This is a genomic window from Caulobacter sp. ALps2 (assembly GCF_058681635.1).
In genome coordinates this window covers 204,047-223,889 of the sequence record NZ_JBZWKE010000002.1, presented here as the reverse complement: position 1 = coordinate 223,889, position 19,843 = coordinate 204,047, and the positions used below count along the sequence as shown (strand labels likewise).

Annotated in this window: 13 protein-coding genes and 4 pseudogenes; 8 read left to right on the top strand and 9 right to left on the bottom strand. The window is 61.1% G+C overall.

All coding sequences use genetic code 11. The features are described from left to right. Positions 1-4 precede the first annotated feature (4 nt). Positions 5-208, top strand: a complete 204-nt coding sequence (locus tag ACW173_RS26060; protein WP_062094405.1) for a hypothetical protein — start codon at positions 5-7, stop codon at positions 206-208. Between the two features lie 465 nt (positions 209-673). Here ACW173_RS26060 and ACW173_RS26055 read toward each other — a convergent pair whose 3' ends face one another. Together ACW173_RS26055 and ACW173_RS26050 are read right to left on the bottom strand one after the other, a co-directional pair. Further along, positions 674-1,447, bottom strand: a complete 774-nt coding sequence (locus ACW173_RS26055) for an alpha/beta fold hydrolase (RefSeq protein ID WP_231737338.1) — start codon at positions 1,445-1,447, stop codon at positions 674-676. Positions 1,448-2,388: 941 nt separating this feature from the next. Next, positions 2,389-3,171: an IclR family transcriptional regulator gene (locus ACW173_RS26050; RefSeq protein ID WP_012275076.1), complete on the bottom strand. Its 783-nt coding sequence runs from the start codon at positions 3,169-3,171 to the stop codon at positions 2,389-2,391. A 596-nt stretch (positions 3,172-3,767) separates the two neighbouring features. Between ACW173_RS26050 and ACW173_RS26045 the strand changes: the two are divergent. From ACW173_RS26045 to ACW173_RS26035, 3 genes and pseudogenes are all read left to right on the top strand, one after another. After that, positions 3,768-3,920, top strand: a pseudogene (locus tag ACW173_RS26045) (transposase); the annotation flags it as partial. Beyond that, a complete protein-coding gene (locus ACW173_RS26040) occupies positions 3,848-4,957 on the top strand; it encodes an IS3 family transposase (protein ID WP_492086119.1) in 1,110 nt (369 codons plus the stop codon). The pseudogene ACW173_RS26045 and the gene ACW173_RS26040, both read left to right, overlap by 73 nt. Before the next feature lie 482 nt (positions 4,958-5,439). Then, the gene (locus ACW173_RS26035; protein WP_231737335.1) at positions 5,440-6,849 is read left to right on the top strand and encodes an ABC1 kinase family protein; all 1,410 of its coding nucleotides are present in this window, start codon (positions 5,440-5,442) and stop codon (positions 6,847-6,849) included. Here the strand turns inward: ACW173_RS26035 and ACW173_RS26030 are convergent. Further along, positions 6,799-7,299 carry an Hsp20/alpha crystallin family protein gene (locus ACW173_RS26030; RefSeq protein ID WP_082749379.1) on the bottom strand — a complete coding sequence of 167 codons (501 nt, stop codon included), beginning with the start codon at positions 7,297-7,299 and terminating at the stop codon, positions 6,799-6,801. The two genes, ACW173_RS26035 and ACW173_RS26030, sit on opposite strands and share 51 nt — an antisense overlap. Before the next feature lie 111 nt (positions 7,300-7,410). Then, positions 7,411-7,595: pseudogene (locus ACW173_RS26025) on the bottom strand (transposase); the annotation flags it as partial. A gap of 502 nt (positions 7,596-8,097) precedes the next feature. On the opposite strand from ACW173_RS26025, the gene ACW173_RS26020 reads away from it, so the two are divergent. Further along, positions 8,098-10,614 carry a TonB-dependent receptor gene (locus ACW173_RS26020; RefSeq protein ID WP_492086118.1) on the top strand — a complete coding sequence of 839 codons (2,517 nt, stop codon included), beginning with the start codon at positions 8,098-8,100 and terminating at the stop codon, positions 10,612-10,614. 656 nt (positions 10,615-11,270) lie between these two features. Here the strand turns inward: ACW173_RS26020 and ACW173_RS26015 are convergent. Both ACW173_RS26015 and ACW173_RS26010 read right to left on the bottom strand, forming a co-directional pair. Next, entirely contained in the window at positions 11,271-12,011 is a 741-nt protein-coding gene (locus ACW173_RS26015; RefSeq protein WP_082749616.1) for a DUF4158 domain-containing protein, read from the bottom strand. Further along, the gene (locus ACW173_RS26010) at positions 11,953-12,327 is read right to left on the bottom strand and encodes a DUF4158 domain-containing protein (protein ID WP_062097688.1); all 375 of its coding nucleotides are present in this window, start codon (positions 12,325-12,327) and stop codon (positions 11,953-11,955) included. The genes ACW173_RS26015 and ACW173_RS26010 overlap by 59 nt, the downstream gene beginning before the upstream one ends. A 140-nt stretch (positions 12,328-12,467) precedes the next feature. Here ACW173_RS26010 and ACW173_RS26005 point away from each other — a divergent pair. After that, positions 12,468-12,899 (top strand): annotated as a pseudogene (locus ACW173_RS26005) (recombinase family protein); the annotation flags it as partial. A 57-nt stretch (positions 12,900-12,956) separates the two neighbouring features. Here ACW173_RS26005 and ACW173_RS26000 read toward each other — a convergent pair. Beyond that, positions 12,957-15,911, bottom strand: coding sequence for a Tn3 family transposase (locus ACW173_RS26000; protein WP_492086229.1), 2,955 nt, complete (start codon positions 15,909-15,911; stop codon positions 12,957-12,959). Between the two features lie 38 nt (positions 15,912-15,949). Between ACW173_RS26000 and ACW173_RS25995 the strand changes: the two genes are divergently transcribed. Then, positions 15,950-16,582, top strand: a complete 633-nt coding sequence (locus tag ACW173_RS25995) for a recombinase family protein (protein WP_492086117.1) — start codon at positions 15,950-15,952, stop codon at positions 16,580-16,582. Between the two features lie 96 nt (positions 16,583-16,678). Further along, positions 16,679-16,864: pseudogene (locus ACW173_RS25990) on the top strand (hypothetical protein); the annotation flags it as partial. Positions 16,865-17,035: 171 nt separating this feature from the next. Here ACW173_RS25990 and ACW173_RS25985 read toward each other — a convergent pair. Together ACW173_RS25985 and ACW173_RS25980 are read right to left on the bottom strand one after the other, a co-directional pair. Continuing rightward, positions 17,036-19,279 carry an AAA family ATPase gene (locus ACW173_RS25985; protein WP_492086116.1) on the bottom strand — a complete coding sequence of 748 codons (2,244 nt, stop codon included), beginning with the start codon at positions 19,277-19,279 and terminating at the stop codon, positions 17,036-17,038. Positions 19,280-19,310: 31 nt separating this feature from the next. After that, positions 19,311-19,799, bottom strand: coding sequence for a hypothetical protein (locus tag ACW173_RS25980; protein WP_492086115.1), 489 nt, complete (start codon positions 19,797-19,799; stop codon positions 19,311-19,313). Between the last annotated feature and the right edge of the window lie 44 nt (positions 19,800-19,843).

Below are 19,843 nucleotides of genomic sequence, written 5' to 3'. Positions count from 1 at the left end.
CTAGATGATCGGCGCCAAGCGCGAGGCAATCCTCTCGGCAGTCATCGACCTCATGAACCGGCCGGACCCGAAGGTGTCGCTCGTCCGGATCAAACCGCTGGATCTGTTGGGCGACCCCTCCGACCGTCAGCGCGCCGTAGGGATCGGCGGCGCTCCATCAATCGCCTTGTCGCCGATCACAACCAGTAGCGCAAACCTTTCGTCTTGAGCGCCGCAGACAAGGTCATCGTACTCGCCGCAATGTCCACCAAAAAATGGAATCAATCCAACATTCTAACGCTTGCTGCATTAAGTGTAAAAAGGCGGCGCAGTTGGTTGCTGCGCCGCCTAAGTATACCGCGCCCAGGAGGTAAGCACTAGGGCACGGCCGAGGGAGGCGGGAAGGTTGTGCCTTGCGCCTCTTCCCCAGGATAAAATAAAATATCGCGCATATCAACTATGCATTCGCTTAAACGATCGATATTTTCCCATATATAATATTATGGCGGTACATCTATTTCCCGCAATGCCTAAAATGGATAGTAACGGGTCACGATCACAAAATGATCGGCGGGAATTATCTCGGCAGGGTTAGTTAAGATAAATTTAGCAAGTGTTTTATTAAAAGTTATATTTCGATTTCTGGGGTTGAAGATGTTTAGTTTGTACTATCTCCGGAATTATAAATTCCGTTCTAGGGTTGGTGGTCCAGGCTTTCTAGAAACTCGACAGCAGCGTTGAGAAACGCGTCGTTGCGGTCCCCCGCCACCATGTGGGACGCGCCTGCGACATCGGTGAACTTTGCATTCGGCAGTAGGGCTACGAAGTTTTCCGCCGCTTCGAGAGATACCAATTCGCTCAGCCTGCCCCTGATAAGGTGCACCGGAAGCGTTAACCCGGGTAGCCGGGCTTGGAATGCGTCGGTATCCTGCGCGGTTCGTCCGCGATGGACGCCGGATACAAAGCCGGGATCCCAGTGCCAGCGCAGTCGTCCATCATCACATTGCCGCAGGTTTTTGGCAAGTCCAGATAGATCCTTTGGTCGCGGACGGTGAGGCAGATAAGCCGCGATAACCGCAGCGGCTTCTTCAAGGCTGCCAAAACCTTGCGCGACATGTGCTCCCATGAACTCCATTACTTTGGCGGCTCCGTCCGAGTCCATGCTCGGAACGATGTCGACAAGAGTGATTGAGCTGAAACTCCCAGGCGCGACCTCGGCCTCCGCGTAGAGTCCGGCAAGGCCCCCGAGAGATGCGCCGATAATCGCCGTACGCCCAGGCATCGTCCCCACTACATCTACGAGATCCTCAGCGAAGCGGTGAATCCTATAATCGCCTGTTGGCGACCAGCCACTGTCACCGTGGCCGCGCAGATCGAGCGCGATAACTTCCCACTCTCGATCCGCGAGCGCCGACGCGGTCTTTGCCCACGCATGGCGGGTCTGGCCGCCGCCGTGCGCTAGGATCACAGAGCCGCGGCCTCTAGCACCATAACGGTCGGCAGCGAGGACTATGCCGTCGCTTGTTTTGAAAGCGACTGGGGTAGGTCTATTCATATGTGGTTCCCACGACTTCACCCTTCATGCGTAGCATGTATATAGAATCTAAAAACACATATGTGTTGAAAAGCGCGGCAAGAATTTTGTGGCCCGGCGGGGTTCGTGGTGCAATCCGTTGCGAGCTAGGTTCGGTTGGAAGCCCGCGCGAGCGGGGCCTTTACTGACAAAATCGGCGTAGGTAACTATCCACCTTATAGTGGTTCAATCCGGTAAGCCGGGCCGGTAAATATGTTACATTCCTCTATATTTGTGAGATAGTCTCAGTATTTTCAATCCCACCGAGTACCGACTATGTGGGCTTTGAATGTTAAGCGGCGTTCAAAGATTATGTCGGATCTCGCGTCCATATTGGATATCAATCATTTTCGTCAAGTATGCTGGGTGACTGCTTTAGGTTCACGCTCCGATCAGGGCCATGGCCAAGCGCCTTTTCGCAATCCAGTCTTTTTTCCTCGTCGGCTTTTGCTGTCGTCGGCCCTTTCTCCGCCCATGCGCTCATCCTGGGGCGGGGCCTCGACAAGTCGATGTCCCAGCTGCGGTGCCGTGAGTCACCGCGTTTACAGCCGCTACATCCGCCGCCCATTCGACCTCCAGACCGCCGGAATCCGTGACGCTGCGGGTGCAGGTTAGGTGATTTCGGTGTAAGGCGGTGCTTTGCGGCAGGGGTATCTTCGCCGGGCAGTTCGATCCGGCGGTGTTGGCGCGGTGGCGCGACAAATAGGACGCTTGGGCCTGGGCCAGGAGCGAGCTTCGCCAAGTTGGCCTGTTTTCATACAATTAGAGCATAAATTTGTAGTTTTGCTAATATTTTAGTCGGAATTGGAATTCTGCAAAAAGGATTTTCGGAAACGTTACCTGGATTTATCTATTTGGTGATGGGTCTGGTCGGCAAGGCGCCCGAGGGCTTCTCGCAAAATCCGGATCAGTTCGGGGCGGCGGCCGCGGAAGAGGTTCTTTGGGGCGGCTAAGCCTATCGCTAGAGGCCGCGTTTGAGTCCTGATAGCGAGAGGGATCGCCAACATCGCCGCTTGGGCGTTGACCAGTCCGGAGTTGAAAGCGTACCCGCGCGCGGCGACGAGGGCCAGATCTGCTGCGAGTTTCTCCGGACGGGGTGCGCCCTCGTCGCTGTCCCAGACCGAAAGCGCCTGAGCTATTAACCGCGGTTGGCGATCCGTGGTCTCCATCGAAAGCAGCGCACTTCCCACGGTCGATCTTGCAAGGCATAGTCGAGTTCCCGCCTTAAGGTGGTACCGGACCGGAGTTGTGCCTTGGATCGCGCGCACATAATGGCAATAGCCGCCGCTACGAGCGCCCAGCACAACTGTCATTTGAGTTGCCTCGGCAATTTCGCGCATCTGTTGTTGGATAAGTCGTAACGACAGAGTCTCATCCCCCACCCAGTTACCGAGGAGTGAAACCCGGATGGACGGGAAGAAAGTCTTGTCTTCTATGGAATATTCTAGGTATCCAAGGTCGGTGAGGCTGCGTAGTAGAGCGCCGGTGCTGGAATGAGGATAGCCCAGAGATAAGGCGACGTCCTGGATATGCGCAGGACGGCGAACCTCGTCGAAATACTCAAAGATTTCCAGCGTCCGAGCTGCAGATTTTACGATAGACGGGTCGGGCTTTTGCATAGGTTGCTTCTAGATCACGAATGAATGACCGCATAAACGGCACGTCTCGGTCGTCTTGTGTGATGTGCTTCGTGCGAGCGAGTAGACTTCGTCTTGCGTGGCCATAGCCGAGTTTCTTCGTCTGGAACCAAGCTTCACCAGGCTCGTTTCGTTGCGTTGACGCGTGTTCACAAACGCCGCGCGATGTTTGAACGAGGACTCAATGCCCGCTTCGCTATCGATTGTTGCCTCTGGTCAGATGGTGGCCCTGCCCAGCCCTTCCGTTGCCCAGGCGCAATTAGAGGCCTCTGACCCGAGTTCAAAGAGCCGAGCTGAGAGTCAACGTCCGCTTACGTCTCCCGAAGAAAGCCGTGACAGCCTTAGGGGAGCGGTGACGACGCCCCTAAGGGATGTAAACCTCATCAAAACCGACATTCCTCCAATCCTATTGCAGGCGGTAATCAATCCTTACGCGCGATCAGGCTTGCGTAGTTGTGCGGCGCTTCGCAAGCAAATAATAGATCTCAACCAAGTGCTCGGAGACGACTTCGACTGACGTGACCCCCTGAAACTCCTCCAAAAATAACTAGAGTCCGCCCCAGGAAAGGGACGGACGAATGAAACGGTCACGGTTCACGGAAGAACAGATCATCGGAATCTTGCGGGAGCAGGAGGCGGGCGTGCCGGTGGCCGACCTGTGCCGCAAGCACGGGCTCAGCTCGCCAACCTTCTACAAGTGGAAGGCCAAGTACGGCGGGCTGGACGTGTCGGAGGCGCGGCGGCTCAAAGCGCTGGAAGACGAGAACGCCAAGCTCAAGCGAATGCTGGCCGACGCGATGCTCGACAACGTCGCGCTGAAGGATCTGCTGGGAAAAAAGTGGTGACGCCCGCCGCGCATCGGGAGGCTGCAGCCTATCTGCAGTCGGCCTACGAGATGAGCGAGCGGCGGGCGTGCCGGGTTCTGAGCGTGGATCGGACGAGCGTGCGCTACCAAGCCACGCGGCCCGACGACGGCGTCCTGCGCGAGCGGCTGAAGGCCCTGGCCCAGCAGCGCCGCCGGTTCGGCTATCGCCGGCTGCACGTGCTGCTGCGGCGCGAGGGCCACGCGGTCAACAAGAAGCGGGTCCAGCGGCTCTATCGCGAGGAGAAGCTGACCGTCCGCCGGCGCGGCGGGCGCAAGCGCGCGATCGGCACGCGGCGGCCCCTGGAGGTCCCGCTGGCGCCCAATCAACGCTGGAGCCTGGACTTCGTGTCCGACCAGATGACCGACGGCCGCCGCTTCCGGATCCTGACGGTGATCGACAACTGCACGCGCGAGTGCCTGGCCCTGGTGGCCGACACCTCGCTGTCGGGCCGGCGGGTGGCGCGCGAGCTGGACGCCATCATCGCCCAGCGCGGGCGGCCGGACACCATCGTCAGCGACAACGGCACGGAATACACCTCCAACGCCATCCTGGCCTGGACCGACGACAGCGGCGTGGGCTGGCACTACATCGCCCCGGGCAAGCCTCAGCAGAACGGCTACAACGAGAGCTTCAACGGCCGGCTGCGCGACGAACTGCTGAACGAGACCCTGTTCCGGTCGCTGCCGCACGCACGCGCCGTGCTGGAGACCTGGCGGCGCGACTACAACGAGCGCCGGCCGCACTCCAAGCTCGGCTGGATGACACCCAGGGAGTACGCCAGCGCCTTCTGCGGAGAGGCCGGCCGGCACGCTGCGCAGGCTGATAGCTCCGCGCACCGGCCTCTTGCCACCCACCAAAACCAAGGTTCAAATCAACCCAGGACTCTCGTTATGGCTGGATGAGAAATGGGGGTCACGTCAGATGAAGTGGAAGGGGCCGCTTGTCATTAAGTCTCGTCCTGGCCGAGTGCCCGCTGCCGCGCTATTCGTTAAGCCGTCGGACCGCTATACGGAGGCCTGCGGCGCCCGCAATAATCATTGCAGCGCCCACGCAGCCAACAATAAAGCTGATCATATCCTCCACTCCTTCTCGCGTGGCTAGATAACGCCGTCCAGAATGATCGGTTCATGAGCTCGCTGGCCTTGCGTAGCGGAAACGATGCGGGCATGCAGATCCGATGCCGCCCCTGACACTCTCGCAGAACGACTTTCGCCGCCTTGCTACGGTGCTCCGTACGTTGGCCCCTTCTGCCGCCCGGCCCGGTCTCAGAAAGCTAGGGCTGTTACGCGGAGGGGTTACCGACGACACGAGCGACGCGACATATGAGGGCTTTGTTACGGCGCTTGAGGCGCTCGGGCCCACATTTGTTAAGCTTGGGCAGATCATGGCGACCCGCTCGGATCTGCTCCCCCCCGAGTTGACCGAAAGGCTCGGCAGGCTGCACGATAGCGTCGCTCCGGTTCCCTTCGAACAGATACGTGAACAGCTGGCAATCGATCTTGGCGGAACGCCCGAAGATATCTTCGCTGAATTTTTCCCCACCCCAATCGCCGCCGCTTCAATAGCGCAGGTCTACGCCGCGCGGCTCACGACTGGTGAAGAAGTCGTCTTGAAAGTTCGCAGACCCGGTATCGGGGCTATCATGCGCGCGGACCTGCGGCTGCTCGCGGCCGCAGCGCGTGTCGTCGAGCGGCGCGCGCCGGCGCTTCGTCGCCATCAGCCCGTACGTGTCGTCTCCGAACTGAGTGAAGCTCTCCTGGAGGAGATCGATTTTCGAATCGAGGCGCGTAATCAGTCTGAGGTGCGCAAACGAGCGACGGTCTTCCATGTGCCCATAGTCCATGAGCGGTTTACCACTGAAAGGACCATGGTCAGCACCCGCATCCGCGGTCGCAGCCCTAACGCAATGTTTCGCAACGAGGAGCCTGCGTTGGCGCGTGCGTTGGCGCCCGAAGCGGCCCGGGGCCTACTGGGCATGATCCTGTTGGACGGGGTGTTCCACGCTGACCCTCATCCCGGAAATGTTCTGGTGACGCCAGACGGTCGTCTGGCGCTATTGGATTTCGGCTCGGTCGGACGCCTCTCGGTCAAGCGGCGAGAGCAGGTGCTAGTGGTCCTCGGCTCCCTGGTGGATGCCGATGTCGCCGCAGTGTCCGATGTATTAATGGAATGGGCTGGCCGCTCCGGACCGCCTCCGACCGGCCTTGAGCAAGGTATTGAGCGCTTCTTTCTGCGCTATGCAGCCGACTCCGGGCGGCCGATCCGGCTTGCGGAGGCTATTGGCGAATTCCTCTCCATCGCCCGCGACAACGCGCTGACCTTGCCGCCTGACCTGTTACTCCTGTTGCGGGCTCTCGGCATCGCGGAGGGACTGGCGAGGACGCTCGACCCCGAGCTGGATGTTGTCGACGCGATTGCGCCGGTGGTGGTCAAGGCCTTCGCGTCAAGGTTTGCGCCCAAAGCCCTAGCCACCCGCGCCTTCCGTGCATTCAAGGAACTCGATCAGATTTTGGCGACCGGGCCAGAAGCGATAAGACGCGGCATCGGCCGCCTCAGCCGAGACGGCCTCGTCATACGCGTCTCAAGTTCAGAATTAGCGGACTTGCCTCGCGCCGTGAAGCGGGCCGGCGAAAGCCTTTCTCTCGCGGTAGTCGTCGCGGCGCTCGTGGTCGCCGCCGCCATCGTAACGGTCGCGAACGGCGGCCAAGTCGCCGCGCCCGGACGAACCGCGATCCTTGTCGTTTCAGGGGTGGGTTTGGTGGCTTTCGTGGTCCGCTTGCTTAGGCGTGACTGACGCCTCACGCACGGGGACGCGCTTTGCTTCGCCATGCACCCAGGCGATCTTGACCAAGCTGACAGTTAGAATGCCGTCCTCAAGCGTCGCTGTCACCTTGTCCGGGTCGACCGGCTCTGGAAGATCGAAAGATGAGTCAATGGGACCCCCGATACCCCCGGACCGTCCCTGACGGCCCCCGGCCCGCAAGCGCAAACGCCTTGGGGTAACATCCAAGCGCAAATCCTGGAGGGCATGCCCAGGGACGTCGACCTCGACGGTTACGTCCTCAATCGTCTCCGCGACCGTAAAAGTCGGAGCCTTCTCAGTCGTAGCCTCGGCCGATGGAAAACCGCGCTTGGCCTCTAGCCTGCGTCCAACGCTGCGAAGGCCGCGGCCAATCAGGCTGTCGTATTCCAGCCGCGCGGAAAATGTCCTTCTGCCCAATTTTAACGAGACGTCGCCTATCATAATAAACTCCTCAAACCACTTCAGCCGGAGATTGCGCGCCGGATGGCGGCAAATTCATGGCGCGTAGAGAACGGTTGTGGGCGGGGGCGGATCCAAGCCGTCATCGCCTGCATCGTCCTTAAGCTGGCGCAGCCGCTTCATCTCAGATGGCATCAAGCTGGCGTATTTCTTGCGCCAGACGTAGAATGTCGCCTCGGAAATCCCGCCTTGCGGCAGACCTCGCCAACCGTGGCGCCCTCATCGACCTGACGCAGGATGAACGACACCTGCGCCTCACTGAACTTCGACCTCTTCATGGTCGCTCCTCACCATGTGGCCCTTGCCGCAAAACGAGAAAACTCTAGCTCAAACCGGTCCAGTTTTTCAGGAGCAGGTCAACCAACGGCGAGAAGGCCTCTCCGGCGCTCGTCTACTGGAACCGGGTGCCGGGCGAGCCGTCCGATGGGCCATATGGGGGGGAGCGGCAACGGTCCCAGCGACGCGTGCGTCATGCGCAATCTGACGACTTTAACGCCGACGCAGGACCATTAAATTCGGATGGAGGCGATAGTGGGTGAGATTGTCATGGACCGAAAATCAGTCTGGCAAGGTCCCCGGCGACATCTTGCATGATCGAGAATGGCGCGTGTGGCTGCAGCGCAACAGACCTTTTCGATCTTTTTACGTGTAAGGGTTTTTTCTTGCCCTGCCCACCAGAGGCCCTTAGTCGTGGGATGTCATTTCGAACAGTCGTTCGAATGCATCTAAAACGTAGCTGCGGGCGATCAACCGCTCGCGGCATAACAAACCAGGTGGGAAATGCGCATTACCCAGGTGCTTTGCGGCACGGCGTCCGCAGCCGTGCTCGCCGGCCTGTCCGTCGCGAGCGTCGCGCAGGCCCAACAAACCGAAACGATGACCGTCGACAGCATCGTCGTCACCGCCCAGAAGCGCGAGCAGAACCTGCAGGACGTGCCGGTCGTGGTCACCGCCGTCGGCGCCAAGCTGCTGCAAGACACCGGCGTCAAGGACATCAAGGATCTGACGATCCTGACCCCCGGCCTGACCGTCACCTCGACCACGTCGGAAGCCTCGACCACCGCCCGCGTGCGCGGCGTCGGCACCGTCGGTGACAACCCCGGTCTGGAAAGCTCGGTCGGCGTCGTGATCGACGGCGTCTATCGTCCCCGCAACGGCGTCTCGTTCGGCGACCTGGGCGAGATGGACCGCATCGAAGTGCTGAAGGGTCCGCAAGGCACCCTGTTTGGCAAGAACACCTCGGCCGGCGTCATCAACATCGTCACCAAGGAGCCCGAGTTCGGTTTCGGCGCGTCTGCTGAAGCCACCCTCGGCAACTTCAACGCCCACGGCCTGTCGGCCTCGGTGACCGGTCCGCTGTTTGGCACCGAGACCCTGGCCGGCCGCCTCTATGTTGCCGCCCGCGAGCGCGACGGCTACAATGATGTTCTGACCGGCAAGGGTCCCAGCAAGCGCGACCAGGACCAGGACCAGGGCTTCTACACGATCCGTGGCCAGCTCCTGTTCGTGCCCAATGATGAAGCCACCTTCAAGCTTATCGGCGACTACACCAAGCGCGACGAGAACTGCTGCGGCGCCGTGCAGATCCGCACCGGCCCGACCGCGCCGATCCTGAACGCCCTGGCCGGCGGCGTCGCCTTGGCCGCGACCGCCAAGCCCTATGATCGCGTCGCCTATTCCAACCGTGGCGCGCCCTCGTCCATCGAGGACAAGGGCATCTCGCTGGAAGGCAATATCGAACTGCCGATCGGCGAACTGACTTCGATCACCGCCATCCGCAACTGGCGCACCGACAACGGTCAGGACAGCGATTTCTCGACGGCTGACCTTGCCTATCGCAACAAGGACGGCACCAACTACAGCGAGTTCACGACCTACACCCAGGAACTGCGCCTGGCTGGCAAGACCGGCAATCTGGATTGGCTGGTCGGCACGTTCCTGGCGGACGAGCGACTGGATAACAAGGCCAACTTCCTCTATGGCAATGACTACGAGCAGTATCTGGGCCGCCTGCTGTCGCGCTCGGCCGCCAACCCTGCCGGCATCGCCAACTTCATCTCGCTGCTGACCGGTCGCGCGCCGAACACAACCTTCACTCCGGGCCAGGGCCTGTACGACAAGTACAATCAGCGCGCCAAGACCATCGCGCTGTTCACCAGCAACACCTACCAGTTCTCCGACGCCTTCAGCATCACCGCCGGTCTGCGCTACAGCATCGACAAGAAGGACTTGGACACCTACCAGACCACGTCCGATGGCGGCGTCGGCTGCGGCATCGGCCTGTCCACCGCTGGTCAGGCCCGCATCGCCGGCATCGTGGGCGCAGCGGCAACCCCAACGGTGGTCGGCAACCTCTGCCTTCCCTGGGCCAACCCGCTGTTCAACGGTCGCGGCACCCACCAGAAGCGCACCGACAAGGAATGGTCGGGCACCATCAAGGCCGCCTATCGCTTCTCGCCGGAAGTGTTCAGCTACGCCTCTTACGCGCGCGGCTATAAGGGTGGCGGTTTCAACCTGGACCGCACCCAGTCGTCGAACGGCCTGCAAAGCGGCGGTCAGGGCGTCGTGCCGATCTACGACACCTCGTTCGAGGGCGAGTTTGTCGACAGCTACGAAATCGGCCTGAAGAACACCCTCTTCAACCGCACTGTCCTGCTGAATGCCTCGATCTTCTACCAGAAGTTCACCGACTTCCAGCTGAACACCTTCCTGGGCACCTCGTTCGCCGTGGCTTCGATCCCGGAAGTAACCTCGCAGGGCGTCGACGCCGACTTCCTGTGGTTCACCCCGGTGCGCGGCCTGACCGTCCAGAGCGGCTTCACCTACGCCAAGACCGAATACGGCAACCAGAAGATCCCGAACGATTCGACCAACGCCCTGGCCCTGCTGCCTGGTCAACGTCTGTCGCTGGCGCCGGAATATTCGGCCTCGGGTTCGCTGACCTATGAGCGTCCGGTGGGCGACAACCTGAAGGCCCGCTTCAACATCGGCGCCAAGTACTCGTCGGAATACAACAGCGGTTCCGACCTGTTCCCGCCGAAGTTGCAAGAGTCCTACACGGTCGTGAACGCCCGCATCGGCGTCGGCACTGCGGATGACGCCTGGACCGTCGAACTCTGGGGGCAAAACCTGTTCGACGAGGGATATACCCAGGTGGGCTTCAACGCCTTCCTGCAAGGCTCGTCGGGGCTCAGTGCCGCCCAGGCAACTTATGTGCCGGCCAATGACACGATTACCTATGACGCCTTCCTCGGCGCGCCGCGCACCTACGGCGTGACGCTGCGGGCGAAGTTCTAACCGGGGGGATCCAGGGACCCGCTCTCCAAAGCGACCAGGGTCCTTGGCTTTCGGATGAGGAAAGGGCGATCCGGGCAACCGGGTCGCCCTTTTTGTTTGTGCGCCCAGCGTGGGCGCTTTCTTGTAGGTGCAACTCCCATCGTCAGTTGATCATAGGAGCGAAGTGAAGCGGAACTGCGGAAGGGCGACCGACCGTGGGGAGGAAGCGGGGAGCGAAGCTGCTGACCAGGGCGAGCGGGCAAGCACTCCCTCAGAGGTTGATTAGCGAATGCCCCGGCCTAGTCTCGCTGGCGGATAAGGCTCTGCATATCGGATAGGATCAAGCTAGAGCCGTCTTGCTGGCGGCGCCCACGCCGCCGACGTTGGAAATGACCCGCGACTGTCGCCAGCGCTATCACTGTCTCACAGGGCGCTGCCTGGACATCTATCCAAGGTGAGGTGGCGCCGTAGCCTCGCTCGGCCCAATCCCGCGCAAGATCCTGACTTGGCCAGACACCCCATGACACGCATCACGCCGACACGCGCAGACCATTCGTCCCGGCGTCAACAGCAGTCGCCGCAGGTCCTGTGCGCGCCAGGGCAAAGGCGTAGCCTGGCCATCGCCAGCAACGCTGCAACTCCCCGCTCAAGACCCCTCCGGTGCCCCATCCCGCGCCTCAGATGATCCTGCAAAGCAAGCGCGGGCGACCACCCAAAACCGATAGGCGGGCCTGGATCCGCGTCTTCAGCTTCGTGGCCTGTGATTTGCGCTCCGCATAGCACGAGTCGCTGAACTCCCGGGTCGCCGCGTTCTCCGCGGCCTTGACCGAGCTGAGCAGCGTGGCGACGAGGTTGTCCTGAAGCGCGTAGTACTGGTGAGCGACAAAGGCGATGAGATGCAGGCGCCGGTCCGCAGCCTTTCGGCGGCGCAGGTCATGAGGGTCTGATTTCATGACGGCCAGGGCGTAGCTGCGTGAGCTATTCTGATCCCAGCCCAAGATCTCGATCACCGGTTCGAGACGTTGGAACAGCTTCGACAGATCCGTGTGGTTGGCCAGCCGCGCCTTCACCGCCATGGGGCGAACGGATTGGGAGTTTTGCTTCAGGACCGCCAATCGGCTGCGCGTGATCCCATCGGTCTCCTCCTTCTCGTCCAAAAGCAGATCGATTTCGGCGGCGAGGTCCTTGGGCAGATGGGCCTCAACCAGAGCCATCTGGCGGGCCCGAAATTGGCCGATGGCGGCCTGAATCAAATCCTGCAGGCTCCGGTAACTCGGAGACGCGATCCGCTCCGTCGCCAAGTGCTCGACCGCCGCATAGAAAATGACCCTTGGTTTCTCGTGCGCCCTGACCCTTTGATCAATCAGCCGGGTCAGACGTGGCTCGTCCTGATCGTCCAGGGTCCGAAATCCGGCCAAGCTCTATGGCCCGATCGTGGCGTTGACGCGTCCTGGCGGCATAGGCGCCGCGTTCGAACACCTCGGAGCCATGGCCCAGCCGGGTGGCGACGTAGGCGATGTCGTTGTCGTGGAATTTCTCAGGAGCAAAGCACCGCCGGCTCTGACGGAAATAGCCGGCGTTCAAACAGAAGCCGATTTGGTGGACCGGATCGCGCAACTGCTCGGCCTCCCGTTGAAAGCCGACCGGCAGGTCGAAGGCGGCCTTGCGCTGGGCGGCGTTCATCAGCGGCGGAGTGTCGAAGGCACGCTGCTCGGCCGGCGACAGGATTTGCATACGAGGCATGGACGGTGTCTCTTTTGATCTGTTGCTTAGGTTTGCTATCCTTTATTTATGAGACGGTTTTTGATACAACTATCGGCACGCCCGCGTCGGCTTTCGCCGCTGTCACACAAACGACCGTATATGAAACGCCCATGAAGCTCGGATATGCGCGGATTTCCAAGGCGGATGGATCGCAGACCCTGGATTTGCAGACGGATGCGCTCGCCGTCGCCGGCGTCACTCCTGAACACGTCTACAAGGACGAGGCGTCGGGAAAGCGCGACGATCGTCCTGGCTTGGAAGCCTGCCTGAAGGCGCTCCGCGAGGGTGACACATTATATGTATGGAAGCTCGATCGCCTCGGCCGTGACCTGAAGCATCTGGTCACAACGGTTCGTGGCCTCTCGGAGCGCGGCGTCGGGCTGAGCGTGCTGACCGGCCAAGGCGCCAACATCGACACAACCACATCCAGCGGCAAGCTGATCTTCGGCATCTTCGCCGCGTTGGCCGAATTTGAAGGCGACCTCATTCGCGAGCGCACCATGGCCGGTCTCGCTGCCGCCCGGGCTCGCGGCCGCAAGGGGCTCACCTCAAGGTTTGTTCGCCAGAACACGCTTTGAAGAACGAACCATGAATATGGGCTATGCGGCGCGGTAGAGCCTGTCGGCGGGATCGTTGAGAGGCCTGAACCCGCCTGCGGTCGCGGCGTCGGCCCAGAGATAGTCGCCCGTCAGGCCGATATGGGCCCAACTCATTGGCGACAGGTGCGCCAGAAGCTCAGCTGGCGCGGCGACCTCCCTGTCCTGGAGATGCTCGACGGCGCGCTGCATATATAATGTGTTCCAGAGCGCGATGGCGGCGATCACCAGGTTCAGCCCCGAGGCGCGGTGCTCCTGGTTGTGCAGGGTGCGATCGGCGATCCGGCCTTGCTTGTGAACGAACACCGCCTGGGCCAGCGCATGGCGGGCCTCGCTCTTGTTGAGGCCAGCCTGGCAGCGCCGGCGTAACTGCGGGCTCTCCAACCAGTCCAAGGTGAACAACGTCCGCTCGATCCTGCCGACCTCGGCGAGGGCCATGTCCAACCGGTTCTGCCGCTTGAACGCCGACAGCTTTTTGAGCATCACGGACGGCGCGACGGAACCGGCCTTGATTGACGCGGCCAGCCGGACGATGTCGTCCCAATTTTCCTCGATCACATCGACCCGGATAGGGCGGCCCAGCAGGGGCTCGAGGATCTTGTGACGCGGCTTAGCGCCGATGATAGCCAGGCGGCGATCCTGCAGATCGCGAAGGCGCGGCACAAACCGATATCCAAGCAGATGACACAGGGCGAACACGTGGTCGGTGGCCCCGCCGGTGTCAGTGTAGTGCTCGCCGCCGCCGCGACCGATCAAGCCGTCGAGGACGTAGGGCGCCTCCGACGAGGTGGCCGATAGCACGCGGGTGTGAAACGAGCCGTGCATGTCCGACAGGTGGGTGTAGATCCGCAAGCCGGGCTCGGGCCCATACTTGGCGTTGACCTCGCCGGCCCCGCCGCGCCGCCGGCCGGAGCGGAAGAACTGGCCGTCGGACGACGAGGCCTGGCCGTCGCCCCAGTGGCGGGCGAACGGCTGAGCGTGGTGGACCTCGATGATCCTGGCCAGCGCCGCCTTGTAGTTCTCCTCGCTCAGATACCAGCTCTGGGTCCAGGCGAGCTGAGCGTAGGTGACGCCCTGGCTGGCGTTGGCCATGCGCTCAAGGCCCAGATTGGTCGCGTCGGCCAAAACGGCGGCCAGGATGCAACTGGGGTTGTCGTGGACCTTGCCCGACCGCAGCTCGCGGAACATTGAGGAGAAGCCTGTCAGGGCGTCGACCTCTCGCAGCAGTTCGGTGATCCGGACGCGGGGCAGCAGCGCGTCGATCGCCCGGTCCAGCGAGCGGGCCTCGTCGGGCGCGTTGGCCTTGACCGGCGTGACCGACAGCTCCTCGCCCTTCAGCGTCACCCCGACCAGGTCATCCTTCGCCAGCCGCCTGGAGAATACGGCAAGCCGTTGGTCCAGCAGGCCGGCCCGTTCAGCCAAATAAGCGCCCATCTCGACATTGACGGGCAGCGTCTCGGCCTCGGCGGCGACCTCGTCCTTGGGCAGCAGATAGTCGGCGAAACGCTTGTAGGAGCGCGAACCCTCAATCCAAACATCGCCTGAGCGAAGGCGATCGCGCAGTGTGGCGGCCACGGCGGTCTCGTAGAGCCGCCGGTTGATCGGGCCGCCGATCGGCTTGACCAAGGCCTTCCAGTGCTTGGACGCGAACGGCAGTGGCGCGTCGTCAGGGATCTCGCGCCGGCCGGACAGATTGAGGTCGCGCAGGATCTCCAGCGCCTTGAGCAAGGGCGCACCGCCAGTTCCAGCCCGAAACCGCATGTGCTCCAGGAAGGTCGGGACGAACCGCCGCAGCGCCCCGTAGCGGTCGGCGGCGCTGACCAACGGATCCTCGATCGCTAAAGCGGCCAGCGCGTCAACCTTGGGCTTGGCGGCCAGCACCTTCCACCAGCCGACCTGGGCGTCGATCCGGTCGAGCACGTCGCCGCCATCGACCCGGGCCTGATCAACGGCGCCGATCACGCCGCTGAACAGACGCATGATCTGGCTGACCTCGCGGCTGCTAGCCTGGTACTTCCGCTCGCGGCCGCGGCGGCCCTTGGCGAACAGCGAGCCGACCATTTTGTCGAACATATCGACGGCGGCATCGCTCAGGCGGCTTTCCAGGAAGATTAGTTGCGCCACGACGGTCGCGCGGCGTCGGCCAACGCTGTACCCGCTCAGCAGGAAGGCCGGGGCGACCGCCCCCTCGCGGGCGTATTGCTCGAAGCGGTGCTCGTGGATGCTGCTGGTGATCGCCGGATCGATGGCAATGGCCCGGACATAGGTCAGTCGCTCGATGATGCCAGCCATGCTGGCGGCGCTGGGCGATTCCGGAATTTCCCGCAGCCAGGCCAGCGGCGATTTGCGCAAAGTCGGATCGTTGATCAGCAGTTGGTCGATGCGTTCGAACTGAGACAAGGTGATCGAAGCAAGCAGATCGTCGGCCGCGTTGCGCCTTGCCTGGGCGCGGCCAGCCAGGCCGATGCGCTCCAAGGTTTCCGCCGGGGGTAGGATGATCCGTTGCCGGCGCAGCTCCGAGATCAGCGCCTCGACGATCGGCCCTCCCTTGTCGGTAGACCGCGCCGCGGCGCTGGCGGTTTGCACGGCATGGCGAAGATCGGTTCGGTTGAATGGCCGCAAGCCCAATCGGTCGTGAAGCTGTCGAACATGGGTCAGGCGGGTCTGCGGTCGCCGAGCATAGTCATCCAGCGCCGACGGCGCGACGCGGACCTGGTCGGCCAGGAAACGCAGCACGGCGGCCGGCACGGTCTCGCCCAGACGCCACCCGAACCCCGGATGGCGCAACAGCGCCATTTGCACCGCGACCCCAAGCTGATTGGAGGCGCCATGGCGCGCCTCGATCCATTCAAGGTCTTCGGCCGAGAAGGTGTAACAGCGCGCCACCTCCCGGTCCGTGACCGGAGGCTCGAACAGCCGGCGCCGTTCATCACCCGTGAGCAAGCTTCGCCGCGCTATGGGAATGTCCCCGCCGCTTCTGCGGCGGCTCACAATTCGTGAAAAAAGAGACGCTGACCAGCCCTAATAATATCAGCGGCTTGCGTGTCTCAGATTATAGTCTCAGAATCAGGCCCATGATTTGTGGATATGCACGGGTTTCGACCGACGGCCAGAGCGCCGCCGCCCAGATCGCCGAACTCACGGCGGCTGGCTGTGAGAAGGTGTTCAGCGAAATTGCATCTGGAGCCACGACTGACCGCACCCAGCTTAAAAAGGCGATTGCGTCGCTCGGCGCCGGCGACGTGCTTGTGGTCACACGCCTGGATCGGCTGGCCCGCTCCACCCGCGATCTTCTTAATGTGCTGGCCGCGCTCGCGGACAAAGACGCGCAATTTCGGTCAGTCCGCGACACCTGGGCTGACACTACAACCCCGCATGGCCGCCTGATGCTCACCGTCCTAGGCGGTCTCGCCGAGTTCGAACGGGAGCTCATCCGGTCTCGAACCAGCGAAGGACGGGAACGAGCAAAGGCCCGGGGCGTGAAGCTGGGGCGTCGCCACAGCCTTACTGTAGCGCAGCGCGCCTTTGTTGCGCAGCAACGTGCCAATGGCGAAAGTGTTCGCCACCTGGCTAGGGTTCTAGGTGTCAGCAAGGCGACCATCGGCCGTATCCCTGCGTCAGAGGCATAGGCTGGGTCCGCTGCAGGGCAATGGCCAAAAGTTCAGACTTGTTCACCGTTTGTGCTTTTAACCGAGGTTTAGCGCACAAACCTTGAGGTGAGCCCCAAGGGCGGGCGCCAGTTCGAGCTGACCAAGAATCAGATCCGCCTGGCGCAATCGGCGATGGCCAACCGCGACACCCACGTCGCCGACCTGTGCGCGGAGCTCAAGGTCAGCCGCGCGACGCTCTACCGATACGTCGGCCCCTCAGGAGAGCTTCGAGACCACGGGCGAAGAGCGCTGGCCGCTTAAATCCTATGTCGCATTTGGGACCTTTGCGGGGATAGACCCAGATTTGGACCGACCCATACAAGACCAAAAACAACCCCATGATTTCCGATAATGTTAATTATGCGTTTTTCTAACTATTTGTTTTGTATGGATATTAGGGCGCCTTAACTGACTGAATGCCAAGGCCCTCTCTCACTGCACGGCTGGCGCTACTGCAACCGTACCGGCCAGGCCGGACGCTGCAAGCGCCTCTGGTCCCATCATCATCTCATAGTGGGCCTGATGGTGGGTGACTTCAAATATCCGGCGAAAGACGTCCAGGTAACGCGCGATCACTGCGTCGTCCGCCGAGATATACAGGTCGTCGTTGAAGCTATGCGACCCGTCATTCACCCAAGAAAATAGCGAGCCGCAAATCTGCTGGTCGCGCCCGTCGAACAGCTCGACTATCTCATCCTTGTCGAGGTTGCCGAGAATTTTGAAATAATTTTCAAGGATCCGACGAAGAGTATTCTGAAGGGTAATCTTCGAACGCTCTGGCGATCTAACCTCCTGCCACAACAACTCGTAGGAGGTGCTGATCGGATTGTGGTTATAGCCAACGACGACGGATTCATCGTTTAGCTTCCTGACGATCCAGAACGTCTCATGGGCGCGGCATTCCTTCCCCCGCTTTGGGTCGAAGGAAACTTCCTTATGGAAATAGATATTGTGTGTCAGTACGAATACTTGCTTGATTAGTCCATCACCGCGGCAAGCCTCGTCAATAACCCGCTTAATTAGCGCGCTGACGATAAACAGTACATCGCTATCTAGGCTTGAAACCGGGTCATCAAAAACTATGATCCGCTCGGCATTCATTCCGCTTGTGGTCACGCTTCCGCGGATTAAGTGATAGAAATAGAGGAACGTGATGAAGCTGCGCTCACCTTCACTCAGGGTGGCCGCAGCTTCGCTCCCGTCGCCCCGAACAATTTCATATAAATTTTGATGCTCGCCGGCGGTCGCTAGGCGAAAGCCGGTGAAACCGAACGACTTAAGTATCGCGTTGATCTCGGTGACAGTCGGCTGAACGCTCGTGACGCCCTTTTCGAGCTCCGCCAGGTGGGCCTTGGCTTGGGCTAGCGCTTGCCGCTTGCCCGTCAGGCCCGAGTTCAAGCCCGTCACGGCTCGATCAAGGGCAGTTTTTGATGCGGTGTAGGTGGTAAATTCGAGCTTCGCGTCCTCGAGGAGGCACTTCCAGATCTGCGAGATCAGCGTTGCGCGTTCGTTTGTGAGATTGTCGACCATCGCGTTGTGAGCGGCGACTTCCACGTTGGCCGCTTCAATGGCGCCGAGCAGGGACGCCAAAACGTCACCCAGTCCGTCTAGCGTAATCTGAGCGCTAGCCTCCTTCCGCTTCCGCTCCAACTGGCGAAGGTTCAACTCCACCTTGCCTTTGAAGCGGTCGATGTTTGCCTGAAGGGCTGGCGTATCGAGATACCGATTTCCGGATACAACGTGGCCTTCAAGCCGGTCCAGAATCACTTTCGAAAAAGCTGCATACGCATCACGGGTACGTTCGATCGCCTGAAGGTCTGCGAGGTACGTCTCGTCAAAATACTCGTTTAGCTTCTGCGCCAGGTCATCGGCGATGTCCTGTTGGCAGAATGGACATTGGCCGCCGGATTCATTGATGTAGGTAAGTCCCTGCCGGACCCAGTCGCTATTGCCCAGCCTGCGGATTAACGCCGCAATGTCGATGTCGTCCTTTCCGACGACTTTTTTCGCGAGCACCGGCGTCTGTTCCAGGCCCAAGAGTTCGGCCGAGTCGAGGGCCTCAAGGGGCGCGATGCGCTCGAGGCCCTTTGCAAACACCGTCAGGGCGCGTCTTTTTAGATCGTCCAGCGCGACGACGCTGGCCGAGTTTTGCGCCCACTCGCCGAGGATTTTGTCGCAGAAGCTCGTCCTAGAATTACGAAAGCCCGTGAAGGCATCCTGGAAGTGAGGGTCGTGGGTGGTCTTGATGCTCCAGCACTTCTCTTCGAAAGCGGCGCGGAGCTGGCGCAGCTCGCCGAGTTTTCCCGAAGTTTCGTCTCCCAGGGTGCCTCTGAGGCCCTGAATTTCCTGGGTCAAAGACTGCACTTGCCGTGTCGCGACCTCGATCGCGGTAATGGTCTCCGCTTGAGCCTCCCCCAGGGTGAATATCCCCGGCATTTGGGCTGCAAAGTTGCGGTCAGCGAAATCACTATTGTAAACTAGACATTCGCGAGGGGCTCCGCCGCTCCAGGTCAGCTTGCATGCCTGCCGAACGTCGGGGTCCGCAATAACCCGAGAAATCGTCGTCTTTCCGGAACCGTTCGTCCCGAAAACGAAGTTTATGGACTTCAGATTGTCTAGGACTTGGCCAGCGGCTGAGTAAGTGGCCTCACTGGCGACTTTGATTTCTTGAAGCATCACTTCCCCCTGTGCGCACCGGCTTTCCAGCTCAGCCCCGCGAAGTAAATCCCGATTGCTCAAGCCAGAAGAGGTTCTCAGCGACGCGTGTCACTTCTCGCAGCTCTTGGTCGTCGCAATCCTTGAATAGTGCCTCGGCCAAGGTCAGCCGCTTATCGAACGATACCCTGCTGAAATTGAACGACGGATGGGCTGCGAGGATGGCCGCCTTCGCGGCGATCTCGGCGTTGGCGGCTTTGGCGCCCGCCTGACCTTGGGTTTCTGCATCCGCCCGTGCCGCATCGAGCATCTCGTCAACGGCCTCATCAAACGCATCATGCCAATCGGCTGACGCGACGGCCGTGTGCAACACGCCATCGACCATAAATGCGGCCAAGGTTGTACATATTTCCCCGGCCCGATCCGCCACTCGCCGGTGAGCCGCTTTCAGCGAAGCCGGGAGTTTCTCAACCCCCAATTCGGCCAGCGATTCTGCGGCGTCGTTGATGGCCTCTTCCGGATCGAAGGGGACCTCGATCATATATACGGCCTTCGGCCGGGCGATCCCCAACAACCGGGCAGCGT

Coding starts and splice junctions, on each gene's coding strand:
- ACW173_RS26050 (WP_012275076.1), bottom strand. CDS start 3,171: ATGCAAAAGCCCGACCCGTCTATCGTAAAATCTGCAGCTCGGACGCTG.
- ACW173_RS26035 (WP_231737335.1), top strand. CDS start 5,440: ATGGCGACCCGCTCGGATCTGCTCCCCCCCGAGTTGACCGAAAGGCTC.
- ACW173_RS26030 (WP_082749379.1), bottom strand. CDS start 7,299: ATGATAGGCGACGTCTCGTTAAAATTGGGCAGAAGGACATTTTCCGCG.
- ACW173_RS25985 (WP_492086116.1), bottom strand. CDS start 19,279: ATGCTTCAAGAAATCAAAGTCGCCAGTGAGGCCACTTACTCAGCCGCT.
- ACW173_RS26020 (WP_492086118.1), top strand. CDS start 8,098: ATGCGCATTACCCAGGTGCTTTGCGGCACGGCGTCCGCAGCCGTGCTC.
- ACW173_RS26010 (WP_062097688.1), bottom strand. CDS start 12,327: ATGCAAATCCTGTCGCCGGCCGAGCAGCGTGCCTTCGACACTCCGCCG.
- ACW173_RS26060 (WP_062094405.1), top strand. CDS start 5: ATGATCGGCGCCAAGCGCGAGGCAATCCTCTCGGCAGTCATCGACCTC.
- ACW173_RS25980 (WP_492086115.1), bottom strand. CDS start 19,799: ATGATCGAGGTCCCCTTCGATCCGGAAGAGGCCATCAACGACGCCGCA.